23 protein-coding genes and 1 tRNA gene are annotated in these 23,717 nt (G+C 35.2%); 14 read left to right on the plus strand and 10 right to left on the minus strand.

The window, feature by feature from the left end; genetic code table 11:
* Position 1: 1 nt before the first annotated feature.
* Positions 2–1,123, minus strand: a complete 1,122-nt coding sequence (gene bshA, locus HND50_15060) for an N-acetyl-alpha-D-glucosaminyl L-malate synthase BshA (GenBank protein NOG46560.1) — start codon at positions 1,121–1,123, stop codon at positions 2–4.
* Positions 1,120–2,637 (minus strand): diguanylate cyclase, encoded by a 1,518-nt coding sequence (locus HND50_15065; protein ID NOG46561.1) that lies wholly within the window; start codon positions 2,635–2,637, stop codon positions 1,120–1,122. Before HND50_15065 ends, bshA begins: the two co-directional genes overlap by 4 nt.
* Before the next feature lie 153 nt (positions 2,638–2,790).
* Here HND50_15065 and HND50_15070 point away from each other — a divergent pair, with 153 nt between their 5' ends.
* Complete coding sequence (locus HND50_15070; GenBank protein NOG46562.1) at positions 2,791–3,249, plus strand: hypothetical protein; 459 nt, start codon at positions 2,791–2,793, stop codon at positions 3,247–3,249.
* A gap of 10 nt (positions 3,250–3,259) precedes the next feature.
* Here the strand turns inward: HND50_15070 and HND50_15075 are convergent, their stop codons facing one another.
* Entirely contained in the window at positions 3,260–5,785 is a 2,526-nt protein-coding gene (locus HND50_15075) for a hypothetical protein (GenBank protein ID NOG46563.1), read from the minus strand.
* Positions 5,786–5,877: 92 nt separating this feature from the next.
* On the opposite strand from HND50_15075, the gene HND50_15080 reads away from it, so the two are divergent.
* The 8 genes from HND50_15080 to HND50_15115 all read left to right on the plus strand — a co-directional run bounded on the left by HND50_15080 (position 5,878) and on the right by HND50_15115 (position 12,647).
* Complete coding sequence (locus HND50_15080) at positions 5,878–6,870, plus strand: D-cysteine desulfhydrase family protein (GenBank protein ID NOG46564.1); 993 nt, start codon at positions 5,878–5,880, stop codon at positions 6,868–6,870.
* 1 nt (position 6,871) lies between these two features.
* Positions 6,872–7,627: a monofunctional biosynthetic peptidoglycan transglycosylase gene (gene mtgA / locus HND50_15085; protein ID NOG46565.1), complete on the plus strand. Its 756-nt coding sequence runs from the start codon at positions 6,872–6,874 to the stop codon at positions 7,625–7,627.
* 19 nt (positions 7,628–7,646) lie between these two features.
* A complete protein-coding gene (locus HND50_15090; GenBank protein ID NOG46566.1) occupies positions 7,647–9,422 on the plus strand; it encodes a BamA/TamA family outer membrane protein in 1,776 nt (591 codons plus the stop codon).
* A gap of 72 nt (positions 9,423–9,494) precedes the next feature.
* A complete protein-coding gene (locus HND50_15095; GenBank protein ID NOG46567.1) occupies positions 9,495–9,716 on the plus strand; it encodes a hypothetical protein in 222 nt (73 codons plus the stop codon).
* Positions 9,706–10,131: a PIN domain-containing protein gene (locus tag HND50_15100; protein ID NOG46568.1), complete on the plus strand. Its 426-nt coding sequence runs from the start codon at positions 9,706–9,708 to the stop codon at positions 10,129–10,131. Before HND50_15095 ends, HND50_15100 begins: the two co-directional genes overlap by 11 nt.
* Before the next feature lie 55 nt (positions 10,132–10,186).
* Positions 10,187–10,260, plus strand: a tRNA-Arg gene (locus HND50_15105).
* Positions 10,261–10,380: 120 nt separating this feature from the next.
* Positions 10,381–11,811 carry a proline--tRNA ligase gene (locus HND50_15110; GenBank protein ID NOG46569.1) on the plus strand — a complete coding sequence of 477 codons (1,431 nt, stop codon included), beginning with the start codon at positions 10,381–10,383 and terminating at the stop codon, positions 11,809–11,811.
* Between the two features lie 14 nt (positions 11,812–11,825).
* A complete protein-coding gene (locus tag HND50_15115; protein NOG46570.1) occupies positions 11,826–12,647 on the plus strand; it encodes a rhomboid family intramembrane serine protease in 822 nt (273 codons plus the stop codon).
* A 32-nt stretch (positions 12,648–12,679) separates the two neighbouring features.
* On the opposite strand, the gene HND50_15120 is transcribed toward HND50_15115, so the two are convergent.
* The 5 genes from HND50_15120 to HND50_15140 all read right to left on the minus strand — a co-directional run bounded on the left by HND50_15120 (position 12,680) and on the right by HND50_15140 (position 17,459).
* Positions 12,680–13,807 carry a hypothetical protein gene (locus HND50_15120; GenBank protein NOG46571.1) on the minus strand — a complete coding sequence of 376 codons (1,128 nt, stop codon included), beginning with the start codon at positions 13,805–13,807 and terminating at the stop codon, positions 12,680–12,682.
* A gap of 59 nt (positions 13,808–13,866) precedes the next feature.
* A complete protein-coding gene (locus tag HND50_15125; protein ID NOG46572.1) occupies positions 13,867–15,033 on the minus strand; it encodes an aminotransferase class I/II-fold pyridoxal phosphate-dependent enzyme in 1,167 nt (388 codons plus the stop codon).
* A 72-nt stretch (positions 15,034–15,105) separates the two neighbouring features.
* The gene (locus HND50_15130) at positions 15,106–16,098 is read right to left on the minus strand and encodes an NAD-dependent epimerase/dehydratase family protein (GenBank protein NOG46573.1); all 993 of its coding nucleotides are present in this window, start codon (positions 16,096–16,098) and stop codon (positions 15,106–15,108) included.
* Positions 16,099–16,110: 12 nt separating this feature from the next.
* A complete protein-coding gene (locus tag HND50_15135; GenBank protein NOG46574.1) occupies positions 16,111–16,821 on the minus strand; it encodes a CPBP family intramembrane metalloprotease in 711 nt (236 codons plus the stop codon).
* A 2-nt stretch (positions 16,822–16,823) separates the two neighbouring features.
* Positions 16,824–17,459, minus strand: a complete 636-nt coding sequence (locus HND50_15140; protein NOG46575.1) for a phosphatase PAP2 family protein — start codon at positions 17,457–17,459, stop codon at positions 16,824–16,826.
* Between the two features lie 387 nt (positions 17,460–17,846).
* Here HND50_15140 and HND50_15145 point away from each other — a divergent pair, with 387 nt between their 5' ends.
* Genes HND50_15145 through HND50_15165 form a run of 5 tightly spaced genes read left to right on the plus strand, consistent with a single transcriptional unit; the run spans position 17,847 to position 21,858 of the window.
* The gene (locus tag HND50_15145) at positions 17,847–18,827 is read left to right on the plus strand and encodes an NAD-dependent epimerase/dehydratase family protein (GenBank protein NOG46576.1); all 981 of its coding nucleotides are present in this window, start codon (positions 17,847–17,849) and stop codon (positions 18,825–18,827) included.
* Positions 18,805–19,554: a class I SAM-dependent methyltransferase gene (locus tag HND50_15150; GenBank protein ID NOG46577.1), complete on the plus strand. Its 750-nt coding sequence runs from the start codon at positions 18,805–18,807 to the stop codon at positions 19,552–19,554. The genes HND50_15145 and HND50_15150 overlap by 23 nt, the downstream gene beginning before the upstream one ends.
* A gap of 2 nt (positions 19,555–19,556) precedes the next feature.
* On the plus strand, positions 19,557–19,991 hold the full coding sequence (locus tag HND50_15155; GenBank protein ID NOG46578.1) for a hypothetical protein: 435 nt from the start codon (positions 19,557–19,559) through the stop codon (positions 19,989–19,991).
* A gap of 21 nt (positions 19,992–20,012) precedes the next feature.
* Positions 20,013–21,620: a bacillithiol biosynthesis cysteine-adding enzyme BshC gene (gene bshC / locus HND50_15160; GenBank protein ID NOG46579.1), complete on the plus strand. Its 1,608-nt coding sequence runs from the start codon at positions 20,013–20,015 to the stop codon at positions 21,618–21,620.
* Between the two features lies 1 nt (position 21,621).
* Positions 21,622–21,858, plus strand: a complete 237-nt coding sequence (locus HND50_15165; protein ID NOG46580.1) for a hypothetical protein — start codon at positions 21,622–21,624, stop codon at positions 21,856–21,858.
* On the opposite strand, the gene HND50_15170 is transcribed toward HND50_15165, so the two are convergent.
* A complete protein-coding gene (locus HND50_15170; protein ID NOG46581.1) occupies positions 21,851–22,630 on the minus strand; it encodes a DUF1211 domain-containing protein in 780 nt (259 codons plus the stop codon). The genes HND50_15165 and HND50_15170 overlap by 8 nt on opposite strands.
* 50 nt (positions 22,631–22,680) lie before the next feature.
* Positions 22,681–23,709 (minus strand): adenosine deaminase, encoded by a 1,029-nt coding sequence (add, locus tag HND50_15175; GenBank protein NOG46582.1) that lies wholly within the window; start codon positions 23,707–23,709, stop codon positions 22,681–22,683.
* Between the last annotated feature and the right edge of the window lie 8 nt (positions 23,710–23,717).

Consider the following 23,717-nt stretch of genomic DNA (forward strand, 5'->3'; position numbering starts at 1 on the left):
GTTATGAAGACAGGATTTTTTGATAATATTCAAGATATTGTGGGACTATCCTGTTCGAATTATACTTTGTTGAAGCCAATTCTCTGGCATTTATAGAAAACTTTTTCATCAATTTGCGATCCCGGATTATCATCTCAACATGTTCAGCAAAAGCATCGATATCACCGATATCTACATTAAAGCCGGTTTCACCATGCACATTAACTTCCGGTAAGCCGCCAGCGTTCGTAGTTACGCAAGGTACTCCACAAGCCAGTGCTTCTAAAACAGCTAATCCAAAACTTTCCTCAGCACTTGGCAGCAAAAAAACATCCGTTGCATTTAACACGTCTTCAACGTTTTCCTGTTTTCCAAGAAAAGTTATATGATTACAAAGGTCTAAATCCCTGCAAAGCTGTTCCATTTTTGCCCGGTCAACACCATCTCCAACCATATAAAGTCGCACATTGTTTTTCTTTATAAGCTTTTCCATAACGTAAACAAGGTCTGTAATACGTTTTAAAGGCCGGAAATTAGAAATGTGGGTCAGGATAATTTCATCGCCCTGGCGGAAACAAGATTTTTCTTTAGCTGAAATATCAACTTCTAAAAATTTGTCAGGTACAAAATTTGGTATTACTTCAATATCATTTTTTACATTGAATGTATCATAAGTTTTATCTGCCAAATACTTGGAAACTGCTGTAACGCCGTCACTCTTTTCAATTGAAAACTTCACAATTTTTAAATATGATGGATCAGATCCGATTAAAGTAATGTCTGTTCCGTGCAAAGTAGTGACAAATTTAAAATCTTTTTTATCGATTATTTCTTTGGCCAAATGTGCACTTGTTGCATGGGGAATAGCATAATGTACGTGCAAAATATCCAAACCTTCATGTTCGATTACATCTGCCATTTTATGGGCTAAGGAGAGTGAGTATGGTGGATATTCAAATAATGGGTATTGCAGGACATCTACTTCATGAAAAAAAACATTGGTTGTAAAATTACTTAATCTGTATGGCAGGGCATAAGAAATAAAATGAACCTTGTGGCCTAAAGTTGCCAGTTTCATCCCCAGCTCTGTTGCTACTACACCGCTTCCGCCATAGGTTGGATAACATGTTATTCCTATTTTCATTTATTTCCGTTCATCCCAGATGTGTATGTCTGAACCCGGTTTCTTCCGGATTCTTTTGCTGAATATAAAGCCAGGTCTGCTTTACGAATTAACTCTTCAAAATTGCTGGTATCAACCAACGATGCCTCACCAATACTAACCGTAATTTTGCCGTTTGGCTGTACATGCTCGCCATCAAACTCAGCTTTTTCTACATTTTCCCGAATACGCTCTGCAAGTATAACAGCACCTTCCTGATCTACAGTTGGTAAAATTACTGCAAATTCCTCACCGCCGTATCGCGCAACTATATCATTTTCCCTTGCCGTTTCTTTTAGCAGCTTCCCAAGTTTTCTCAAAACATTATCGCCAGCCTGATGACCAAGGGTATCATTAAAATTTTTAAAATAGTCTACATCCAATATCAATAATGAAAGCCCTGCTTTTGTACGTTTATGCCGGATAATTTCTTCTTTGAGACGAAGCTCAAAATATCGGTAATTATGGAGTTCTGTCATTCCATCAGTATAAGATAGCTGTTCCACATCTTTATAAAGTGATGCATTGTTAACCGCGATTGAAATAATATTTGTCAGAATGGTTATCTGTTGAATTTCACGATCTTCAAATTCTTCTTCTTTAAGCCGTGGTCCAAAACAAATTAAACCGGAAACTTGTCGTTTAATTACAACCGGGGCGACCAAGCCAATACCAATTTGTTCTAATTTATCAAATGAATGGGATGTATTAATTTTACTTTTTAAATCTTCAAGCAAAATTGGCATTGGGTGCTCAATAAAATAATTGACGAGCGTATCTTCATTATGAACAGACACACCTTTTAGTTCATTATCAAAACCTTTTGAATCAATTATTTCCAGTTGATTATTTACATGGGAGTTGGCCATCATAAACATGGCGCTTTTTATTGAGTATTGTCCGATTATTGTTAATAGTGTAGAGTTAATTAAACCTTCAAGCTCTAGTATAGAACTTAAGTCCATTGAAACTTCGAACAGGGAATGAAGTCCGTAAATATTTTTTCGTAATTCTTTATTTTTGTCCAGCAGTTCGCTATTAAGGCCATTGATTTTTTTATTGGCATTTTCCAGGCTTAGAGTTTGATTAATGAGTAGTTCATTTAGTTTTTTTAAACGAAGTGCTGATTCCACTCGTGCAATTAATTCATCAAAATGAAAAGGCTTTACAATGTAATCATCAGCACCTGAGCCTAACCCTTTAACAATATCGCTTATATCGTTTTTTGCTGTAATGATAATTATTGGAACATATTTTTCTTGTGATTGACCATTCTTGATTTTTGATATAACATCCAAGCCGGAAATACCAGGTAACATTATATCTAAAAGAATTAGATCAGGCTTATCCGTTTCAAATTTTTCAATCCCGCTTTCGCCGGTTTCAGCTTCAATTACATCAAAATTTTGATCTTCCAGATATTTGCGAAGTACAACAAGCATATCTTTATGATCTTCAACAATAAGGACTTTCTTTTTCGTGTTATCTTTATTCATAGGTAATCACAGCTAAATCAATGGTTTAGAAATATTAAAATTAATTAACTTTATAATAGAAACAAAATGAAATCTTGCTTAATTAACAAGGACAGGTGTATTTTCGTCTGTGCTTTAATTTACTTTATATAAATTAATTATTAGGATTTTGCTGTGAAGAAAATCATTTCTGCAATATTTATTGTTTTTTTTGGCTTTTTATTTTTTTGTAGTGATAACGGCGTCGTTCCGTACCAGAAAGAGTATTCATTTCCTGATAAAAACATAAGTTATTATGATCATGTTTTACCTCTGATAGATGCAAAATGTGGTTTTGGTTCCGGGTGTCATAATGTGGAAAACGATAACAACTTTCTTTTTTATCAAACAAAAGAAAATTTTATAAATCATGAAATTTATTCCTCAAATCCACCGGGATTAACTGGATTTGTTCTTGTGCGCCAGGAAATTGATCCACAAAGCCCCAGATTCTCAGCCTTATATTTATTACTAACCGAAAATCACTATTTAGGTGTAGAAAGGATGCCGCCATTAACTTATGGAAGGGAGCCATTGACAAGTGGTGAATTGGCAGGTATAGAACAATGGATAAAGGAAGGCGCGCTAGATTAATTAAATTCTATTAATATTCAATCTTCAGGTTGACCGGACCAAATAAACCGTATTTCTCAACAGGTGAAATGTTTTCTTTTTTATCTATATTGGCTGCCAAATAATTTGACAATCGATGGCCAATTTCTATTTTTAAAGAGTTGCTACCGTGAAGCAGAAAATTTGTAATTTCAAAATCCCATGGAGTTACTAAGCGGCTTCCAATTTTTTTATTATTAATATACAAAGTACACCAATCTTGCAAACTTCCAAGCTGAAGTAAAACACTTTTATTTTGTAATTGTCCCTTTTCCAATGTAATGCTTTTTTCATAAATCACCGGATGCCAGTCATACGGCAAATGTACACTTCGGTCGCCCAGGCTGCCGGTTTCATTTTGGTCACCACAATTGATAACCCAATCTTCAGAATCAATTTCAATCAATTCGCTTGTAGGGATACCGTTTTCTTTTTGTTGCTTAACAAGCGGTTGCGACGAAACATCGCTATTTATGCGTAACAGAATTGATTCAGTTGGGCCTAAACTGAGATTGATTGTTGTTGATTTTTGATTAAAGGTAACATTTTTAAATGGATATAAAAGTCCGTCATCCAGCGAAACCTGGAATACGGCACCTTCGGTAAAGGTGGTGAGAATTATATTCTCCAGAGGTTTGTTAATTGTGTTTATCACAAAAACTGTATAAACATTGCCGGTATCACGGATGTATAGTTTTACGTTTTCATGATTTGTATAAATGGGTGTTTTTGCTTTGACATGCTCTTCAAGTATTGGCAATATTTGAGAAGGGTCTTCCTGGAAAATTCCCTTGCCACCCTTTAAATTTGTTTTGCAACTTGTTGATTTTAGATCGGATTCTTCTATCCATATTTGATGTAAAAGCTTTTTAAGTTTTGATTGGTTTTCCTGTTTTTCAATTAGAGATGGTAAGCATTTCAAGGCAATTGTTGTGCCCCCGGCTTCTGTAAAAGATTCAATTTTTTTTAGTGCTTTTATTGGAATTTTTGATACAGACGATAAAATCAATGTGTGATAAGTTTTGTCAAATAAAGAAATTTTTGAACCGTCCGTGTTACATTTCTCGTCATTTATAAAGGTCTGGAAATCTAATATATCATATTCAAAAGGCGCTTTTTCAAGTTGTTTAATCGTTTCATAAAAAGAGCTGTTTTCAAAATCCATAGATGGGTAAAGTAATAATATTTTTGCTACCTGTTTCCCTTCCTGAATATTTGCCGAAAGCCTGTTGATATAATTTATCCACACATTGTAGATGTTTTGTGTTTGTACATCGCTAAGTATGTTATGAGAAATGAAGTCATTGTCTATAATGGATGTGTCATAGTTAAAAAAGACCCGGTTTACACCCAGACTTAAGAGTAAATCAAGACAATGTTTCTTTGTCGAAAAATTATGGCTGATATTAAAAATGTCACCAAAAATGATTTGTAGCTGCTTTTCATCGTGTGCATTTTTGTAGCTCAAAATGCGTTTAAGATTGATTATCGTTTTCAATCTATATGCTTCATTATAAATAAAATGATCCGCATCGATTTGGAAAGTGGTTTTTAATGTTGCCAGGTTGTTTATAAAATATGGGTTTTCTATAGATGCTTTTAAACGAGTATTTTGGTGAACATAATTTAACTTTGGTAATAAGATGCCATCGACATACGTATTAACCATTCTTGAAATATTGATATTTTGCACATCACTATTATTTCCATATTTATGCCAAAATATAGCCAGGTCCGGTTTAAACTTTTTTCCGGATATTCGGCTGTAATTCCTCGTAATCTCTGGCCCTGATGTAACAAATCCATTTAAAGAAAAAAAGTCATCCGCATCCAGAAAAGCACCATCAAAAATTTGAGTGTCAATTTGGTCACCTGATATTTGAAACTGGGATTTCAATAAAAAATCATCGTGTATATTTATTTTGTACTGAAGTCCATTTTCCAAATAAAGAAAAAGTTTTCGAATAACAACAAGCTCATAACGAAAACCGGGCTTGACTTTTATTTTTATCAGACCCTGTTGCTTATCCATTTGCTGCAATAAATTTTTCACATTATAAGATTCATTATCCGGTCTTAACAAAATCAAGGCAACAATATCTTCTGGAGATTTAAGTTTTTGAGAGATTGTTTTTACATTTGCAGGATATGAGTAAACCTCCGGCTTATCATCAGTAAAATGAAAAATAGGGTAACCCCAGGAATTATGCTGTTTGAAATAATTTTTTCTGCAAAATAACTGAGGTTGAAAAATTTGCTGGGATTTATATAAATCTTTTAAAATAATATTATTTAAGATTGGTGTATGGGCGTAATACAAATATGCCCGTGGTTGCAGCTTTTTTATAAAATCTGAAAAAGGTTTAAAGGAGGCAGGGTTTAGTTTAATAAAATAGTGATGAATATTTAAAAGCTGGAAAAAAGAAAATAGTTGTTTGTAATTTTCAAAATCCGCAGTTTGTGGAATGTTGATATTGATACCAACAATATTTTTTGTTTCTACTGGATTTTTTGTCACTGTTTATTTTATTCTACCCTTTTAATTTAGATAATCAGTTATCGAACAAAAAATGAAATTATTTTATATAATTATTTAAAAATAGTGAATTTATGAAAAAACCAAATCTGCCTGAGCATTTCAATTTTAGCAATTTGCCCACACCAATTGTACCATTAAAAATCAAACAGAACAATTCCTTTTATAACCTAATGATAAAACGGGATGATTTTACAGGTGTGGAGCTTAGCGGAAATAAAATCAGAAAGCTGGATTTTTTATTAAAAGACGCGGTAGAAGCTGGTGCACAAAGAATAATTACATGTGGAAGCTATCAATCCAATCATTGCCGGGCAGCAGTTTTTGCGGCAAACAAAATTGGTTTAAAAACAACTCTTGTATTAAAGGGCACTGCTCCGGGTTTTGTTACCGGAAATTATCTTTTGTTAAAAATGAGCGGGGCTGAAATCATTTTTATTACGGAAGATGAATATCAGAATGTTGATAGTTACATGGAAAAACTTGCCGGTGAGGGAAATGAAAAATCTTATGTGATTCCGGAAGGGGGATCCAATGAAGTTGGTTCCTGGGGTTATGCAAAATGTTTCTTTGAAATATTGGATCAAATTGAAAAGCAACTATTAAAATGTGATACGATTGTTGTCGCAACCGGAAGCGGTGGAACACATGCTGGTCTATTAGCGGGGAAAAAATTAACAAAGTCCGATATCAATATTGTTTCTGTAAATGTTTGTGACAATGCACCTCATTTTAGGAATAAGGTTGACAAGGTGCTTGAAAAAATGAAAAAAAGATATGACTTGGATCTGAGTTGGACTGAATCAGAAATAAATATTGTTGATGGTTATGTCGGTGAAGGTTATGGACAACTTAGTGGTGCCGAGGAAAAACTCGCATTAAAAATGGTGAAAGAAGAAGGGCTTGTTTTCGATTTGGTTTATGGTATAAAAGCGTTTGGGGCAATGCTAAATCTGATGAGCAAAAATCAGTTTCCGGGCAAAGATATAATTTTTATCCATACAGGCGGAATATTTGGAGTTTTCCCATATTGGCAGGAACTGGAAAAGACTATGAGTCTCAAATAGTATGAAGTTAGACTATAAAAAAATCTTTAGGTTAAAATATATCCTCTTTGGTTTTCTTCTTTTTATATTAATCTTTTCATCCTGGTTTTATTTTTCTTTACCAGAAGTAACATTCCTAAAAAATGAAAACCCAAAGACAACTGCATTGATGGAGCTGCGCAAAGAACAGGCGAAGGAAGCAGGTAAAAAATTCCGCTTACGTCAAAAATGGGTACGATTTCAAAAAATCCCTGAATTATTAAAAAAAGCTGTCCGGATCACCGAGGACTCAGATTTTTATGGGCATGAGGGAATTGATTGGGTTGAACTTCAGGAATCGATTAAAAAAAATTTTGAGAAAGGCGGATTGGCACGCGGCGGCAGCACAATTACCCAGCAGTTGGCCAAGAATCTTTTTCTTTCAACAGAAAAATCGTTCTTCAGAAAATTCCGCGAATTGTTTATAACTTACCGCCTGGAAAACGAGATAAGTAAAAACCGTATTTTTCATCTATACTTAAATATCATTGAATTTGGCCCCGGTGTTTTTGGTGTTCAAGCGGCCTCAAGATATTATTTTAAAAAAGATGTTAGTGTTTTAACTTTGCCGCAAATTGTTCGCCTTACAGCTGTAATTCCAAAACCTTTGTCAGTTAAAGCTTCCGGCAATAGCCGTTGGTTAAAATGGAAAGCGCGCTGGATTTTAGGTAAACTGAAACTATACAAATATATAACGGTTGAACAGTACAATTCCGCAATAACAGAGTTTAAGAAGTAAGAAAAAAGAAACGCTGATCATGTTAAAGTTTTTTAAAATTCATATATTTGTATTTTTTTTTAGCAATTTTCTTTATTCGCAAAGTGCTAACCCAATAATTATTTCATTAATAGAATTTGGTGAATCCTTTCAAAAACTAAATATTTCTGAGTTGGAAAATGTATCCGGCCTTAGTAATAATTCCCGTTTTAATCCTTCCATGGTTAACCAATATGCAGATAAGATTACGCGATATTTAAACCAGCAAGGTTATCTTTATGCAAGAATTGATAAAATCGCCTATACTTTTTCAAGTGATTCTGCAAGTGTAAAAGTCAATGTTATAGGCATGCCGGGCAAAATAGTACTGGTAGGGAAAATAGAAGTAGCCAGTGATTCTTTAAGTTCAATTCTCTATCAAAATCTTTTTACGGTTCGGGAATTTGATCCCTATTCTGAATTATCGATTGAAAATGATTTAACGCAAATGCTTTCTTATGCAGCCGATTCAGGATTTGTTTTTGCAAAAGTTCGGGTCACTGATATGGATATTCGCAAAGAAGAGAATGATTTTTTCGCCGATATAAATATTCATATTTCAGAAGGTAAAAGGATTTTTATTGACCGGGTTGAATTAAACGGCAATGATTACACAAAGGAAAATGTTATTCTGCGGGAATTACCAACAGGCGTGGGCAGACAATACTCAAAATCTACCATAGAGCAAATCCCGCAACAATTAATGCGCTTGGGTATTTTTAAAAATGTTAAAACCCCGGCAATGTTGATTGGTAAAAATGGCGAATATATTCTTTCATTGGAAATTGAAGAGGGCAATGCAACTACTTTTGATGGAGTAGTTGGTTTTATTCCGGAAAATAAAACAAGCAGCAAGACAAAGTCCGGAGGATTTTTTACGGGGCTTGTTGATATTTCGTTTCGTAACCTTTTCGGAACCGCACGCAGTTTTGATGTGCACTGGGAAAAACCGGACAGAGACTCTGAGAATTTTTTCCTTCGATACACTGAGCCCTGGCTTTTGGGTTACCCGTTTGATATAAGTGGTAGCCTGGAACGAACTGTTCGCGACAGCACTTATATTGAGTGGAAAGGTGGTGTGCAAACACGTTGGCGGTACAACCGAAATTTCTCAATTGTTTCATCGCTGCAACGGCAGGTTGTTCTTCCGGATTCTTTTGCCAATGTTAATTTACGGCTTGTACGATACGAGCAAATGAACCTTGAAGTTGGCCTGGTATACGATACCCGAGACTATGCTATTAATCCCCGAAAGGGTATTTATCTTGGAAACAGCTATACTTTTGGCCTCAAAAATAATTTTGGCCCGGGTTTTTTACTGCGGGAAGACAATATTAAAACCAACGAACAAATTGAGCTGCTCAAGTTAAATTTTAAATGGTTTTACGAACTTTTTCATAACCAGGTTTTGGCGATTCAGTTAACAGGAAACCAGGTAAAGGGCAATCGTTTACAACTAACAGATTTTGTTTGGTTTGGTGGTGCTAAAACTTTGCGTGGTTATCGGGAAAATCAGTTCCGGGGAGATTTAACAGCCTGGATGAATTTGGAATATCGATTTTTGCTTGGCCGTAACTCACGTATTTTCTTATTTAATGATTGGGGTGCTTACCATTTTAAAGATTCACAAACTGAAATAGAGGAAATTCTTCCCGGTTATGGGATTGGTTTAAGATTAAATACTGGTTTGGGTATTATGGCAGTGGATTTTGGGTTAGGCAAAGGCGATGATTTTTCTCAGGCAAAAATACATTTTGGTTTGATAAACAGGTTTTAATAAATATTTTTGCAAATGTTGTAGTGTGTAAATATATTGTGTACACGAAAACAGTGTTATAAGGATTTTGAAATGCTAAAAAACATAACCTTAAGTGCTGATGAAGTACTCATCAAGAAAGCGCGCAAGAAGGCAATGATAAGAAAAACAACTGTGAACAATGAGTTCCGGGTATGGCTTAAAAAATATGCTGAAAACGAGAGTAATTCTTCAGCATATAACAGTTTGATGAAGAAATTGGAACAAGTTGATTCTGGTGGATCTTATTCTCGAGACGAATTAAATGAAAGATAAAGCATTCCTGGATACAAATATTATTGTCTATTCTTTTGATAAAAACAATACCGACAAAAAAGAAATTGCTATCAATCTTATTTCAAATTCTTTAAAGAATGAATCAGGATGCATTAGTTTTCAAGTTGTGCAAGAATTTTTAAATGTTGCTTTAAGAAGGTTTAACCCAGCATTTTCAATTGAACAATCACAACAATACTTATCAGTTGTACTTGATCCTCTTTGTGAGATTTATCCAAGTTTCGATCTTTACAGAAATACGCTTGAGATAAAAGAAAGATGGAAATATTCTTTTTATGATTCGCTAATCATCACAGCAGCATTATACTCAAATTGCAAAATCTTATATTCAGAAGATTTACAGCATGAACAGAAAATTCAGGATTTGCAAATACTGAATCCTTTTATTATTTAATCTTATAATTGACTTTAAAAATCCATCTCGATAAATTCCATATTCTCAAATATATGCGCCCGTAGCTCAATTGGATAGAGCGTTGGATTCCGGTTCCAAAGGTTGGGGGTTCGATTCCTCTCGGGCGTACATTTATTCAATCCCGGTATTTGCCGGGATTTTTTTTAATTCATTTTTAAAAGTCTTTAAAATTGCCTATTTTTGGCGCACTCAAAAATGAAAGAAATTTAAACAGGACTCTAGAGACAAATGGCAAAAAACATTACTTCCAGAAAAGATGATTACTCTAAATGGTACACAGATGTTATAATTCAATCAAAAATGGCTGATTATTCGCCGGTTAAAGGTTCTATGGTTATCCGGCCCAATGGATATGCCATCTGGGAAATGATTCAAAAACATCTTGATAAGATGTTTAAAGATACGGGTCATGTAAATGCTTATTTTCCACTTCTTATACCTGAAAGTTTTATGCAAAAAGAAGCAGAGCATGTGGAAGGTTTTGCCCCGGAATGTGCTGTTGTTACACATGGCGGCGGTTCTAAATTGGAAGAAAACCTTTATATCCGGCCAACTTCGGAAACAATTATTTGGAGTATGTACAAAAAATGGATAATGAGTTATCGCGATCTACCCATTTTAATAAATCAATGGGCCAACGTAATGCGCTGGGAAATGCGCACACGCCTGTTTTTACGCACATCAGAATTTTTATGGCAAGAGGGACATACAGCACATGAGACCGCTGAAGAAGCTGAAGAAGAAACCGTAAAAATGCTCAACGTTTATAAGCAGTTTGCAGAAGAGTATTTAGCAATTCCTGTAATTTCAGGCAAAAAATCTGATTCTGAAAAATTTGCCGGCGCTATCCATACATATTGTATTGAAGCGATGATGCAGGATAAGAAAGCACTACAGGCAGGAACTTCGCACAATCTTGGACAAAATTTTGCTAAAGCATTTGATGTACAATTCCAGGCAAAAGATGGTGCACGCAAATTTGTTTATGCCACATCCTGGGGTGTAAGTACTCGCTTAATTGGTGCATTGATTATGACTCATAGCGATGATAATGGATTGGTTATTCCTCCAAAATTGGCACAACGTCCGGTTGTCATCATTCCAATATTTAGAAGCGATGAGGAAAAAGCAAAAGTTATGGAATTTGCAGATGGCATTTATGATGAGTTGAAAAAAGAATATAACATAATCATGGATGACCGGGAAAAGTATAAACCCGGGTTTAAATTTGCGGAATGGGAGTTACAAGGTATTCCAATCCGAATTGAAATTGGCCCTAAAGATGTTGATAAAGAACATGTTGTAATGGTGCGCCGTGATTTGATGAAAAAAGAATTTGTTGCAAGAAACGATGTCTTTGAAACGGTAAAAACACAGTTAGAACAAATGCAGACAGATCTTCTGGAAAAAGCAAGGAAATTTAGGGAAGAAAATTCTTTTAATGTTGATAATTATGACGAACTTAAAAGTATTGTTGCCAAAGATGATGGCTTCGTTTACGCACACTGGTGTGGTGATGCTGCATGTGAAGATAAAATTAAATCTGAAACAAAAGCCACAATCCGTTGTATCCCTTTTGACAGAAAAGAGGAAAAGGGCACTTGTATTTGCTGCGATAAAACATCGGACGGGCGTGTAATTTTTGCCAAGGCTTATTAAAATCAAGGATTTTTATGAACAGATTTGCTGGTTCGGGTGGGATTCTTCCACCAATGATAAAAAATATATTACTGGCTAACGCGGCAGTTTTTATTCTTCAACAATCTATTTTGGGCGAGACAATTAAAGATCTGTTTATGTTGAGCGCATATGGTATTTTTGTTGAGTTTAAGATCTGGCAGCTTGCATCATATATGTTCCTCCATGGAAGCTTTGGGCATATTTTTTGGAATATGTTTGCTGTTTGGATATTCGGTTCTCAACTTGAAGAAGAAATGGGATCTAAGGAGTTCTTAAAGTATTATTTCATTACAGGTATGGGCGCCGGATTGTTTTTTACTTTAGTTGTTCCAAACCCAACACTTGGTGCATCGGGTGCAATGTTTGGTATTATGGCAGCCTGGTTGGTTAAATGGCCAAACCGGGAAATATTGTTGAATTTTCTGTTTCCAATTAAGGCTAAATATTTAATTGTATTTTTTGTATTAGTTTCATTTTTTTCAATTACAGGTCCATCGGATGGTATTGCACATGCGGCTCATTTGGGTGGATTTATAGTTGGCTACCTCTATTTAAGATGGCGCTTTTTGTTTGATACAGTCAAAGGTTTTTTCAACAGTGGTGTATCAAATCTTTCTTCCGGTAGTCCAAAATCCAAAATGAGTTATACGCGTGGTGGCTCCGGCGATAAAAAAGATTTTTACCGAAAAAGGTTAGATGAGCTGCTGGATAAAATTAACAAAGTAGGCTATATAAACCTTTCTGAAGAAGAAAGAAAAATGCTGGAAGAAGCAAGCAAGTATTTAGAAGAACATGATAAGAAGAATATGCACTAATATTTATATTTCATTCGGTTAATTTTGTAAGTCTAAAAATCGTATTGATAAATTCTATATTTCTTATAAACTTTAGATCCAATCGATTCAATGGCCTTGTTCATCAGGTCATTGTCTTCCAAAATCCAGGACATTTCTGCGGAAGTATATCCTTTTTCAAGTGCCTTTTTGATGGATCTAATATAGAAAATAGAACCAAGTCCTAAAAATTGATACTCCTTATTCACACCCATTATTAAGGTTCTGACAGACTTAATTTTTTTTATTCCAAACAATAGTTTAAATATTCCTGTTGGAAGCAGTTTACCGTTTGGAATACGGGCAAATATCTCGTTAACATTTGGCAGTGTAATACAAAACCCGATAGGCTTGCCATCTTTTTCAGCCAAAAACATCATATCACCAACAGCAATATCCTTTAAATTTGCTGCTGCATGATCTATTTCTGCATCTGTAAAAGGTACAAAACCCCAATTAGGGGTCCAGGCATTGTTGTACACTTCTTTGATCAATTTAATTTCTGATTTTATATTTTTAACGCTGATATTACGGATTGTCAATTTGTATTTTTTTTCTATCTTTGAAGCCACTCGTTCCATTTTTTCGGAGATATTATTAACAGAGTTTTCCGGAGTTGTATACCACGCCCATAAATCTTTAGCTTTTTTATTTCCAAATTCTTCAATTAGTTTAGGATAAAACGAAGGGTTGTGGCGCATCATTAAAAATGGCTTCGTTTCAAATCCATCTATCAAAGTTCCACACTCATCATTTGTTGAAGGATTCATCGGGCCAAGCATCGCATCTTTGTTTTCCTGTTTTAGCCACGATGCAGCATTTTCGAATAATGCATTTGCTGCTTCCTGATTGTTTTCACATTCAAAAAAGCCCCAAAAGCCCACATTGTCATTATGGAATTTGTTATGATTTTCATTTGTTATTGCTGCAATTCTACCAACTATTTTATCTTTTGTATACGCAAGAAAAAGCTCAATTTTAGCATGAGCAAAAAAGGGGTTCTTTTTTGTATTCAGGAGTTCATTTCGTTCCATCCGAAGCGGGCTAACCCAGTTTTCTGTATTCTTATTTGCCTGCCATTCATAATTTATAAAAAGTTTCTTTTCAATTTTGGATCTTACGGGGACAACTTTTATAGACATAAGTTTGGATTCTCCATCAACTGTATTATGTTTTGCAGCAAATTGTGATTTTACTTGTATTATATTATGCTAATTTCCTTGCCGATTTTATGCATAATATCCAGACACTGATCTAAATGCTTATCGGTGTGTGTTGACATAAAACTTGTACGAATCAGGGCTTGGTCCGGTGCAACGGCAGGACTAACGACCGCATTTGCAAAAACACCGGCATCAAAAAGTTTACGCCAGAAATAGAAAGTTTTGGCATCATCGCGAATATAAATTGGCACAATAGGGGTAATTTCGCTTTCTCCAGTATCGAATCCAAGACTCTTGAGTTCCCGACGCATTTTATCACCAATCTCTGCTAAGCGGATTCGTCGCTCCGGTTCTTTTTCGATAATATCTAAAGCGGCTAAGGCTGCTGCTGTAGCTGCAGGAGTTGGTGAGGCGCTAAAGATAAGTGGGCTGGCTGTGTGTTTTAAATAACTGATAACAACTTCCGGCCCGCACACAAATCCACCTAAAGATGCAAGGGATTTGCTAAAAGTGCTCATGATGATATCAACGTCATCTTCCAAATCAAAATGCTCGCAACTACCTCGCCCATGGTTTCCAAGAACGCCAACACCATGCGCTTCATCAATATAAACCCGGGCATTGTATTTTTTTGCGATTGCGACTAAACGGTCAAGGCATACTAAATCACCTTCCATGCTAAAAACGCCATCACTTATAATCATTTTACCTTTTTTTGGATCAACCTGAGAAATTACTCTCTCAAGGTCATCCATATCATTATGACGATACCTTTTCACCGTAGCACCATAACTTGCACGTGTCCCGGTATAAATTGATGAATGATCTGAACGGTCTATAATAAGAACATCATCTTTATGGGCCAAAGTTGCAATCGCGCCAAGATTTGTTTGGTAGCCGGTACTAAAAACCAATGCCGATTCACGATTCATCATTTTGGCGATTCGTTCTTCGAGTTCATTATGTAAATCAAGTGTACCATTTAAGAAGCGTGAGCCGGAACAACTTGTTCCATATTTTTTTGTTGCTGAAATAGCAGCTTCTATAACTCGTGGGTCTTGTGTAAGTCCAAGATAATTATTAGATCCAATCATCAATATCTGGCGGTTGTCCATTTTTACCACAGGTCCGTCATTACCGGATATTGGAATAAAATACGGAAAATTTCCAGAATTTATCGCGTCTTCAGCACGGGTATAATCCATGCATTTTTTAAAAATATCCACTTCGTCTCCGAGAAAATGTCGTTTTCTTGTACAATTTTAATGTTAGTTTGGTCAGGTCGTTGTTTTTTCTTTATACCAATAAACCGTGTCAGTTATTGATTTATCAATATTTGTATCAGGATTATATCCTAAAATCTTTCTGGCTTTTTCTATTGAAAAATGATAGTCCTTTCCACCGTTGCAAATACGATATCGTGTTAAAAGGGGTGCCTTTTTTATTTTTAAAAATAAATAAATAATTTCCATGATAAATGCAAGAACATAGGCAAGATTAAATGGCACGCTTAATCGCACTTTTTTTGCCCCAAGTTGTTCGGCAAGTTTATCAGTAAAAATTTTCCAGTTTATTTCCAAACCATCTGTAATATTAAAAGTTTCGCCTTTTGCTTCAGGTTTAAAACAAGCCAAAATAATACCATCTACGAGATTGGTGATATAAGTAGGGCACGTAAGATGCTGGCCTTTGTCAATAAAAGATATTTTTCCCTGCTCTAAAGCTTCTAAGTATTTCTCAATAAATGTATGGTCCTTTGGCCCATATACATTGCCCGGCCGGATAATCGCTACTTCCATTTTGTGTTTTGCTTTAAACTCATTTAGCCAAAGTTCAGCTTCCCGTTTTGTCTCGCAATAACTAAATATAGATTTGGTTATTGGCTCTTCTTCAGTAATATCCCTTTTATTTTTAAAACCGGATATTGCTGTTGTACTGATATGAACAAATCGTTTTACATTCGATTCTTCAGCACAGGTGGCCATATTTTTAGTGCCAGCAACATTTATATCATAAAAGTTTTCATAAGAATCCCAATCTGAAGCCAAGCCTGCAACATGAATAACAATTTCAATATTTTCCATCGCAGGTTTTAAAGAATCCCGATTTGTTATATCTCCATGAACAAGTTCAATATTAAGGCCTTCTATCAAAGACAGATCGGAGGATTTACGAACAATACCACGTACCTTGTGGCCCTCTTGTAATAGTTTTTCTGCAACATGGCTGCCTATAAAACCATTAACTCCGGAAACCAGGACTAATCCCATCAAACACAACCCTTAATAAATTATAAAAAGATCCGTTAAAACGCCGATCGCTGCATGTAAAACAAAAACGTAAATAAATGAGTTTGTCCGTAAAGCAATTGCACCAAAAATTACCCCAACTACAATCGAGCCAAAAATTTCACCATCAGGTTTCCCTAAATGAATTAAGCATGAAGAAATTGTCTGGATTAAAACTGCATTCAGGGGCCCAAATTTTTTAGACAATCCAAATAGTAAAAAACCGCGAAAATAAAACTCCCATGCAAAATAATATAAAATGACATAGGCAAGCTCATAATATAATAGCCATTCTTTATTTGTATGTAAAAGCTTTAATAAAGGATATTCTTTTTGAATATCGCCCATCTGTGCTGCTAAATAAATTACCGGTACTATTATAAACGGCACAATTAAAAGGACAAGTTTTAAACCAAACCTGGAATTTCCAAAGTGTAATCCAAAATCTTTTAAAGAACGTTTTTTAAAAGATTTAATGTATATAACCGGAATAACAAATAGTAGAATGAAAAATGAAAAAAACTGCCCAATATAGCTAAAAAAACCACTTTGAATATCCGTCAAATTTGCGGGCAAAAAGTTTGAAATAAAATCAGCATTGCCATAATACCAATAAATTGTTAATAATATTGGGGCACTTATTAACAGGATGTATTCATCAATGTCTTTTTTGTCAAACTTTAAAACTGAGATAAAGTCTTTCATACCTATTTACCAAAATGTGGGCTTAGTGTTTGACCAATATAGTTAAATATTTTCTTTGCTAAAAACCAACTAAAAACAGCCCATGCAAGCCCGGCGATTATATCAATAACATAATGATACCGAAGATACGTAAGAGAAAATATAATTGCGATAGCAAGCGGTAAAAGTATGTTAAAAATTTTCTTGTTATATTTATTGGCTGCTAGCATGGTTACCATTACAATGGCCGCATGTAAACTGGGGAATGCATCAAGTTTATTTGGTTCTAATGCTAAAATTAAGTTTTTAATTGCTGATGAAAAAAGCAATCCGTTTAGTTCGATCGTTTGAATGTCTGCAAGGAAGAAACGTGGCCCCATAACAGGGATGAAAAAATACATTACATAGGCACCATAATAACAAACGAAAAACGCAAAGATAGTGCTTTCTAACTCAACCAGCATATTTTTTTTGTAAAGCCAGATTAATATAATAAATGGCATTGGAAAGTATATAAAATAGCACAAGTATAAAATCTCTGTTAAAGCGGGGAAGGTGAAACTTTCCAGCCAAACAGTGGGATTTACGCCAAACATTGAAAAGTCAATTTCACTCATTAATAAATCATAACGGTTGGCATTAAAGTAGGGTAAAATCATAAAAAAGGTTTCGAATATTAAAAATAGGAAAATGACCGGATAAACAAACAACATAACCCGCTTAAACCGATTATCTGAAAACCGGGCTTTCCCCGCAAAAAAAATCAAAGTATAAAGCAGGATTAATGCAATAAACATTACTGTTTTATAAGGGGTTTGATTAAAGGAAATAAAATAAATAACACTTATAAAGGTTAGAAAGATGAAATTTATTAAGTCAACCGAACTGATGTTTTTTAAAAATGGTTTCAAGTTTTCCTCTTGTTTTACCGTTGCCAATATGAATAAACTTTTTTAAACTCTTTAATAATTTAAATGCAAATTTAACAATATTCTTATAATAAAGAAGTAAAGAATTGTCTGTAATATGTTGAAAGATTGTCATAAATGAAGGTTCTGATTACCGGAGCTAATGGCTTTATAGGAAGCTCATTGGCAAAAAAACTTGTAAATCAAAAACACACTGTCCGTTGTTTTGTCCATTCTTCAAGTAACATTCGTTGGCTTACAGATTTGAAAGCAGAGCTTTTTTACGGAAATCTCTTTGATAAAGTTTCTTTGAAAAATGCATTAAAGGATGTTGATATTGTTTACCATCTTGCCGGTGCAACAAAGGTGGTTAACACAAGTGATTACAATCGTATAAATTATATTGGCACAAAAACACTTATTGATACGATTGTTGAGAATAAAATTAAATTAAGGCGATTTCTTTTTGTCAGTTCTCAGGCAGCTTACGGGCCTGCTAATTCTTTAGAGCCAATTACAGAAAACCGATTTCCAAAACCGCTGACACTTTATGGCAAGAGCAAATTAAAAGCTCAGCAATATATTGAAAGCTTTACAGATAGAATCCCTTTTACTATAATAATTCCGTCTTCCGTTTATGGCCCGCGGGAAACGGACCTTCTGGATTTTTTCAAGACTACTAAAATGGGAATAATTCCCAAATTGGGAGGTAGTGATAAATATTTAAGCCTGGTTCATGTAAACGATTTGACCGATGGAATGATCGAAGCAGGAAAAAGTGATGTTGCAAATGGGAAAAAGTATTTTTTGACTAACCCCATCCCATATTCTTGGAGTGAAATTGCGCGTGTTACATTAAACTATTTTGGAAAAGGGGCAGTGCGTGTAAATATTCCTTTGCCATTGATGAATTGTGTTGCCGCTGCAACAGAACTCTTCTCCAAAATAACGAAAAAACAAAAAATTTTAAGCCGCCAAAAAGTAATTGAAATTAAACAGGATTTTTGGATTTGCAGCCCTGCACAAGCAAAAAACGATTTTGGGTGGGAAGCAAAAATTGACCTTGAAGAAGGAATAAAAGAAACCTTAGGATGGTATGTCGCAAAAGGATGGTTATAACAGCAACTGGTACAAGGAGTGGTTTGGCGAAGATTATTTGGTTGTTTATCAGCACCGCGATGATTCTGATGCAAAGCAATTGATAAAACTGATCGCTTCTAATACAAACATCTCAAAAGAAAGCAAACTGCTGGATTTGGCTTGCGGAAATGGAAGACACGCATACCTGGTTTCAAAATATACTCAAAATGTTTTTGGATTGGATTTGTCGGAGCACTTGTTAAGCGAGGCACGCAAAAAAAAAGTTGTCAATCAATCTCCGGCCTTTGTCCGGGCCGACATGCGCTATTTCCCCTTTAATATTAAATTTGATATTATTTTTAGTCTGTTCACTTCTTTTGGTTACTTTGAAGATGACGCCATGCATCTGCAGGTTGCCAGGGAAATACAATCCAGCTTAAAAGAAAACGGCTTATTTGTAATCGATTATTTTAATCCGAATTATGTTGAGAAAACGCTTGTTGCCAGAGGTAACAGAGCTGTTGGTGATATTGAGGTTGAAGAAGAGCGCTGGATTTCTAACAAGCGGGTTCATAAAAATATTATTATTCAACGTGATGGAAAATTGAAAACATTTCACGAATCTGTTCGCATGTTTGAATTGGAAGAGCTAACCTCATTATTAAACGAAGCTGGAATAATCACCAAAAAAGTTTTTGGTGATTATGATGGATCGCCATATAATAAAAATTCCAAAAGGATGATCGTTTTTGCGGAGAAAAAATAAATATGAAAGGCTCACTTAAACAGCAAATTCAATATCTTGTAGATTTGGAAACTGAAGGATGGAATACAAAGAATCCCGATTTGTTTGTATCAATAATACATCCGGATATGGTTTGGCCTTGGCCGCCAACTGCAAATGCTCATGATCCGGTTGATTGGGTTTTTGTGATGGGGCGATTTAATAAAGAAAGGTGGACAGCAGGTTGGCAGGAGCTTTTTGATACTCATGATCTGATCCATAACAATCGTACAATTAAAAAGATTGAAATTACGGAAGAAGAAGATGGTGCATTCGCCGTTGTCGATATTGACACCTTATGGCGGAATAAAAAAACGAAAGAAAACTCTCTCTGGAAAGGCAGGGTTTGTAAAATTTACACAAAAATGCCAAATGGAGAATGGAAGCTAATCTCACATACAGGTGCATTGGAATATTAATCTTAAGGATTTAAGCTATTTATGAACCCAGATTTCTATAAAACATCAACTAATTTTAAAGATTATATAAACGGCAATGATAGTTTGCGTCCTTTTTATGCAGAAGCATTGTCGCCGGATTGGAAAAAGCTTTGCGAAAATGTACATCAAAATTTTAAACGGCAGGATGTAGTTCTGGAGCTGAGAAACCAGAATAAAAAAAGCAATGATTCATCAATCCAGAAAAACGTAGATCTTTTAAAGAAAGAAAAAACATTAATTGTGGTTACAGGCCAGCAAATGGGATTGATGGTATCACCGCTTTATGTTGTTTATAAAACCCTGAGCACAATTAAGCTTGCTGAAAAACTTAACAAGGAAGTAGATGGATTCAACTTTGTACCGGTTTATTGGCTGGAAGGTGAAGACCATGATTTTGAAGAAGTAAACCATTTAAATTATTTCGATTCTGCCGGGTTGCTGCAAAAATTGCATCTTGAAGAAAATGAAGCAGAAAAAGGCCTTCCGATGAATAAACGTTTATTGGGCCAGGATATTGAAGAATTGCTAAAATCTTTAAAAGAGAATTTGCAAAAAACGGATTTTAGTGATGAGTTTTTTGTCAACCTTGAAAAAATTTATAAAAAAGGAGAAAACTGGCTTGAAGCCTTTTCAAATCATTTATCAATAATTTTTAGTGGTAAAGGATTATTGCTTTTTAATGCCGGCACAAAGCGAATCAAAGAACTGAGCAAGCCTTTTTTTGAAAAAGTAATAATTGAAAACGAGTCACTTGTATCTGCATTTTCCCGTCGATCTAATGATCTTTCTAAAGCAGGCTATAAAAACCAGGTTAACATACAAAATGACCGGGCTTATCTTTTTTTGAACCATAATGATGGACCAAGGCTTTCCTTACTAAGGCAAAATAAATCATTTTATGTCCGTGAATTAGATGAGCAGTTTTCCCTCGAACAGATGCTTACTATGCTTGATGAGAATCCAAGTTGGTTTTCATCCACAGTTTTAACGCGGCCATTATGGCAAAGCTGGCTTTTACCGGCAGTATCGTATGTTGCCGGCGCGGCAGAAATTGCGTATTGGGGGCAGCTTAAAAGTGGTTTTAACCAACTTGGATTGATAATGCCACAGATTCAACCACGACACTCAATTACCTTAATTGAACCCAAAATTGACAGGCTTATTAAAAAGTATAATGTCACTATAAATTCAATCTCCCGTGATAAAACAATATTTTTAAAAGATTATTTTAACCGCAACCAGCTAGCAAATGTGAATAAGGCGTTTAGTGATTATGAGCAATTAACAATTAAAAACAGGGAAGCTGTAAAAAATCTTGTTGCGGAAATTGACCCAACTCTAAGCGGACCAACAGAGAAATCATTTGGCGCTATTTTATCAACAATTGAGAAACTGCAGAACCGGCTTGTAAATCGTGTGCGGGAAAAAGATGAAACAACGCAGAAACATTTAGGGGCTATTTTTAACTCACTCATGCCAAGTGGAGTTCTTCAGGAGCGGATATTGAGCAGCGTTTATTTGGAAAATAAATATGGGCAAGAATGGATTAATACAGTTTATAATGAAATCGATGAAAACTTTCAACATCATTTAGTCGTAAAGATTTAACATGGAAAAGAATAACTTACCAACACCTTTTAAAGAAAAGTCACGCCCATTATGGGATGATATTTTAAAGTTTTCCCGGAAAAAATATGGATGGGCTTTTTTATTAATATTAATTGGATTGTTTGGACTAGTAATTCCGGTTATTCCGGGCTTACTACTTTTTCTTTTTGCGGCAGCTTTGTTAAAACCCGGCCTGATGGCAAAAGTACGGGCTAAATTAAATTCCCTCTTTAAGTAGATTCTGTTTCTTCTAAGTTCGCTTTTATCATTTTCTTTTGAATCTCATTAGCTTTCTTGCCAGTATAAAATCCGGCAAATCCATGGATTGGCCCCATTAAAAAATAAACGATACCAGCATACCCAGGTTGTCCATCAAATAAGAGTACTAAAATTGAGAGAATAGCAATCCCAACAGTTATCAAGTTTGCGCGAATAGATGAGATTGTCAGATAACATTCTAGTTCATCAAGTTCTAATTCTGATCGCAATCTATAAGCTCTATAAACAAGCAATGCTAAAATTCCAAAAACACCAATAATTCCAATCCCATAAAAATACATCATTCCGGCTTGTTGAAAAAAACCGCTGGAAAGCCAAGTAACTCCTTCCGGCAAAATAAATAATTTCTCGGGATTTTCATTTAAGGTTATTCGCCACAAAAAGGTTGCTAAAAATTTGAGAGGGTAGGCGAAAAATAGTATCAGAAAAAGAAATGCACCGTTCAAAAGCGACGTGACAAAGTCTTCCAGACCATAGCGTCTGAAAAAGATATAGTGATAACGCCAGGCCATCATCAGCATTAAAAAAGAGACCAGGAAAATAGGCAGGTCTTTGATTGTTAACCAAAGTTCGTAAAATGTAACAGGTACATTTACGGAGACAACTAGCAAAGTAAGGGTAACTGCAAACACACCATCAGAAAGCCCTTCAAGCCTGGATATGTCGCCACCACGCCAGCGAAACATAGGATCGGCCGGGGCTCGTTTATTAAATAAATGTTCACGAATCATTTGGGAGGTCGCTTTTTGCTAATAACCAAAATCTATTTCAGGAAAAGTGTTTAAAACTTCTCAAGCTCTTTGTTTACTTTTTGCAATAAAACTTTTGTTTCCCTTACAGAAAGAAAGGCACTTTTAAAACCTGAAATTATTACTTCTTTTAAATCGTCCATGTCCATATTGGCATGTTTAGATGCCAGATAAAATTCATTTGAAGCAGTTGTATCGGAAATTAATCGGTTATCAGTATTTACTGTAACTCGTAATCCAAAATCAAAATAAAACTTAAACGGGTGAGCTTCAAACGAAGCCGCGGCTTTAGTTTGTACATTACTCGATAAACATATTTCCAATGGAATACGGTGATCGTTTACATAATTGAGCAGATCGCCATCTTCCTTTAAACGTGTACCATGGCCAATTCTGTGTGCTCCGCAATAATGGATTGCCTGGTGGATACTTTCCGGTCCGTAAGCTTCACCGGCATGAGCAGTACAATTAATATTGTTGTTAAGAGTTAAATAAAAAGCTTCCCTGTGGTGTTTTGCAGGGTAATTTTCCTCTGCACCTGCAAGATCAAAAGCTACCACTCCGCGATTTTTGTAAGCTACTGCCAGCTCGGCCAATGCAATTGATGTTTGCGGATTAATATTGCGCATCCCACAAATTATAACACCTGTTTTAATATCAAACTTTCTTTCCGCGCGCTGCATTCCGTTTACAACAGCATCAACAATTTCTGGGAGTTTCAATCCTTTTTTCTGATGAAGAACCGGCGAGTACCTTACTTCGAGATAACGTATATTTTCTTCAGCTGCATCTTCAGCTAGTTCAAAAGAAGCACGTTCGATGGCTTCCAGCTCTTGTAAAACGGATAAGGTGATATCGAAGGGTTTTAAATATTCTACCAGACTTTTACAATTAAAACCGGGCATTAAAATCTTCTTTAAATCATCTTTATTTGTAGTCGGCAATTCTACATTTTGTTTTTGTGCCAATTCTAAAATTGTATCCATGCGCATACTACCATCAAGGTGGCAGTGTAAATCTGTTTTTGGCATTTCTTTGATTGTTTTAAGATCGATACTCATATTTTTTC

It is taken from the genome of Calditrichota bacterium (assembly GCA_013112635.1).
Lineage (GTDB): Bacteria > Calditrichota > Calditrichia > Calditrichales > J004 > JABFGF01.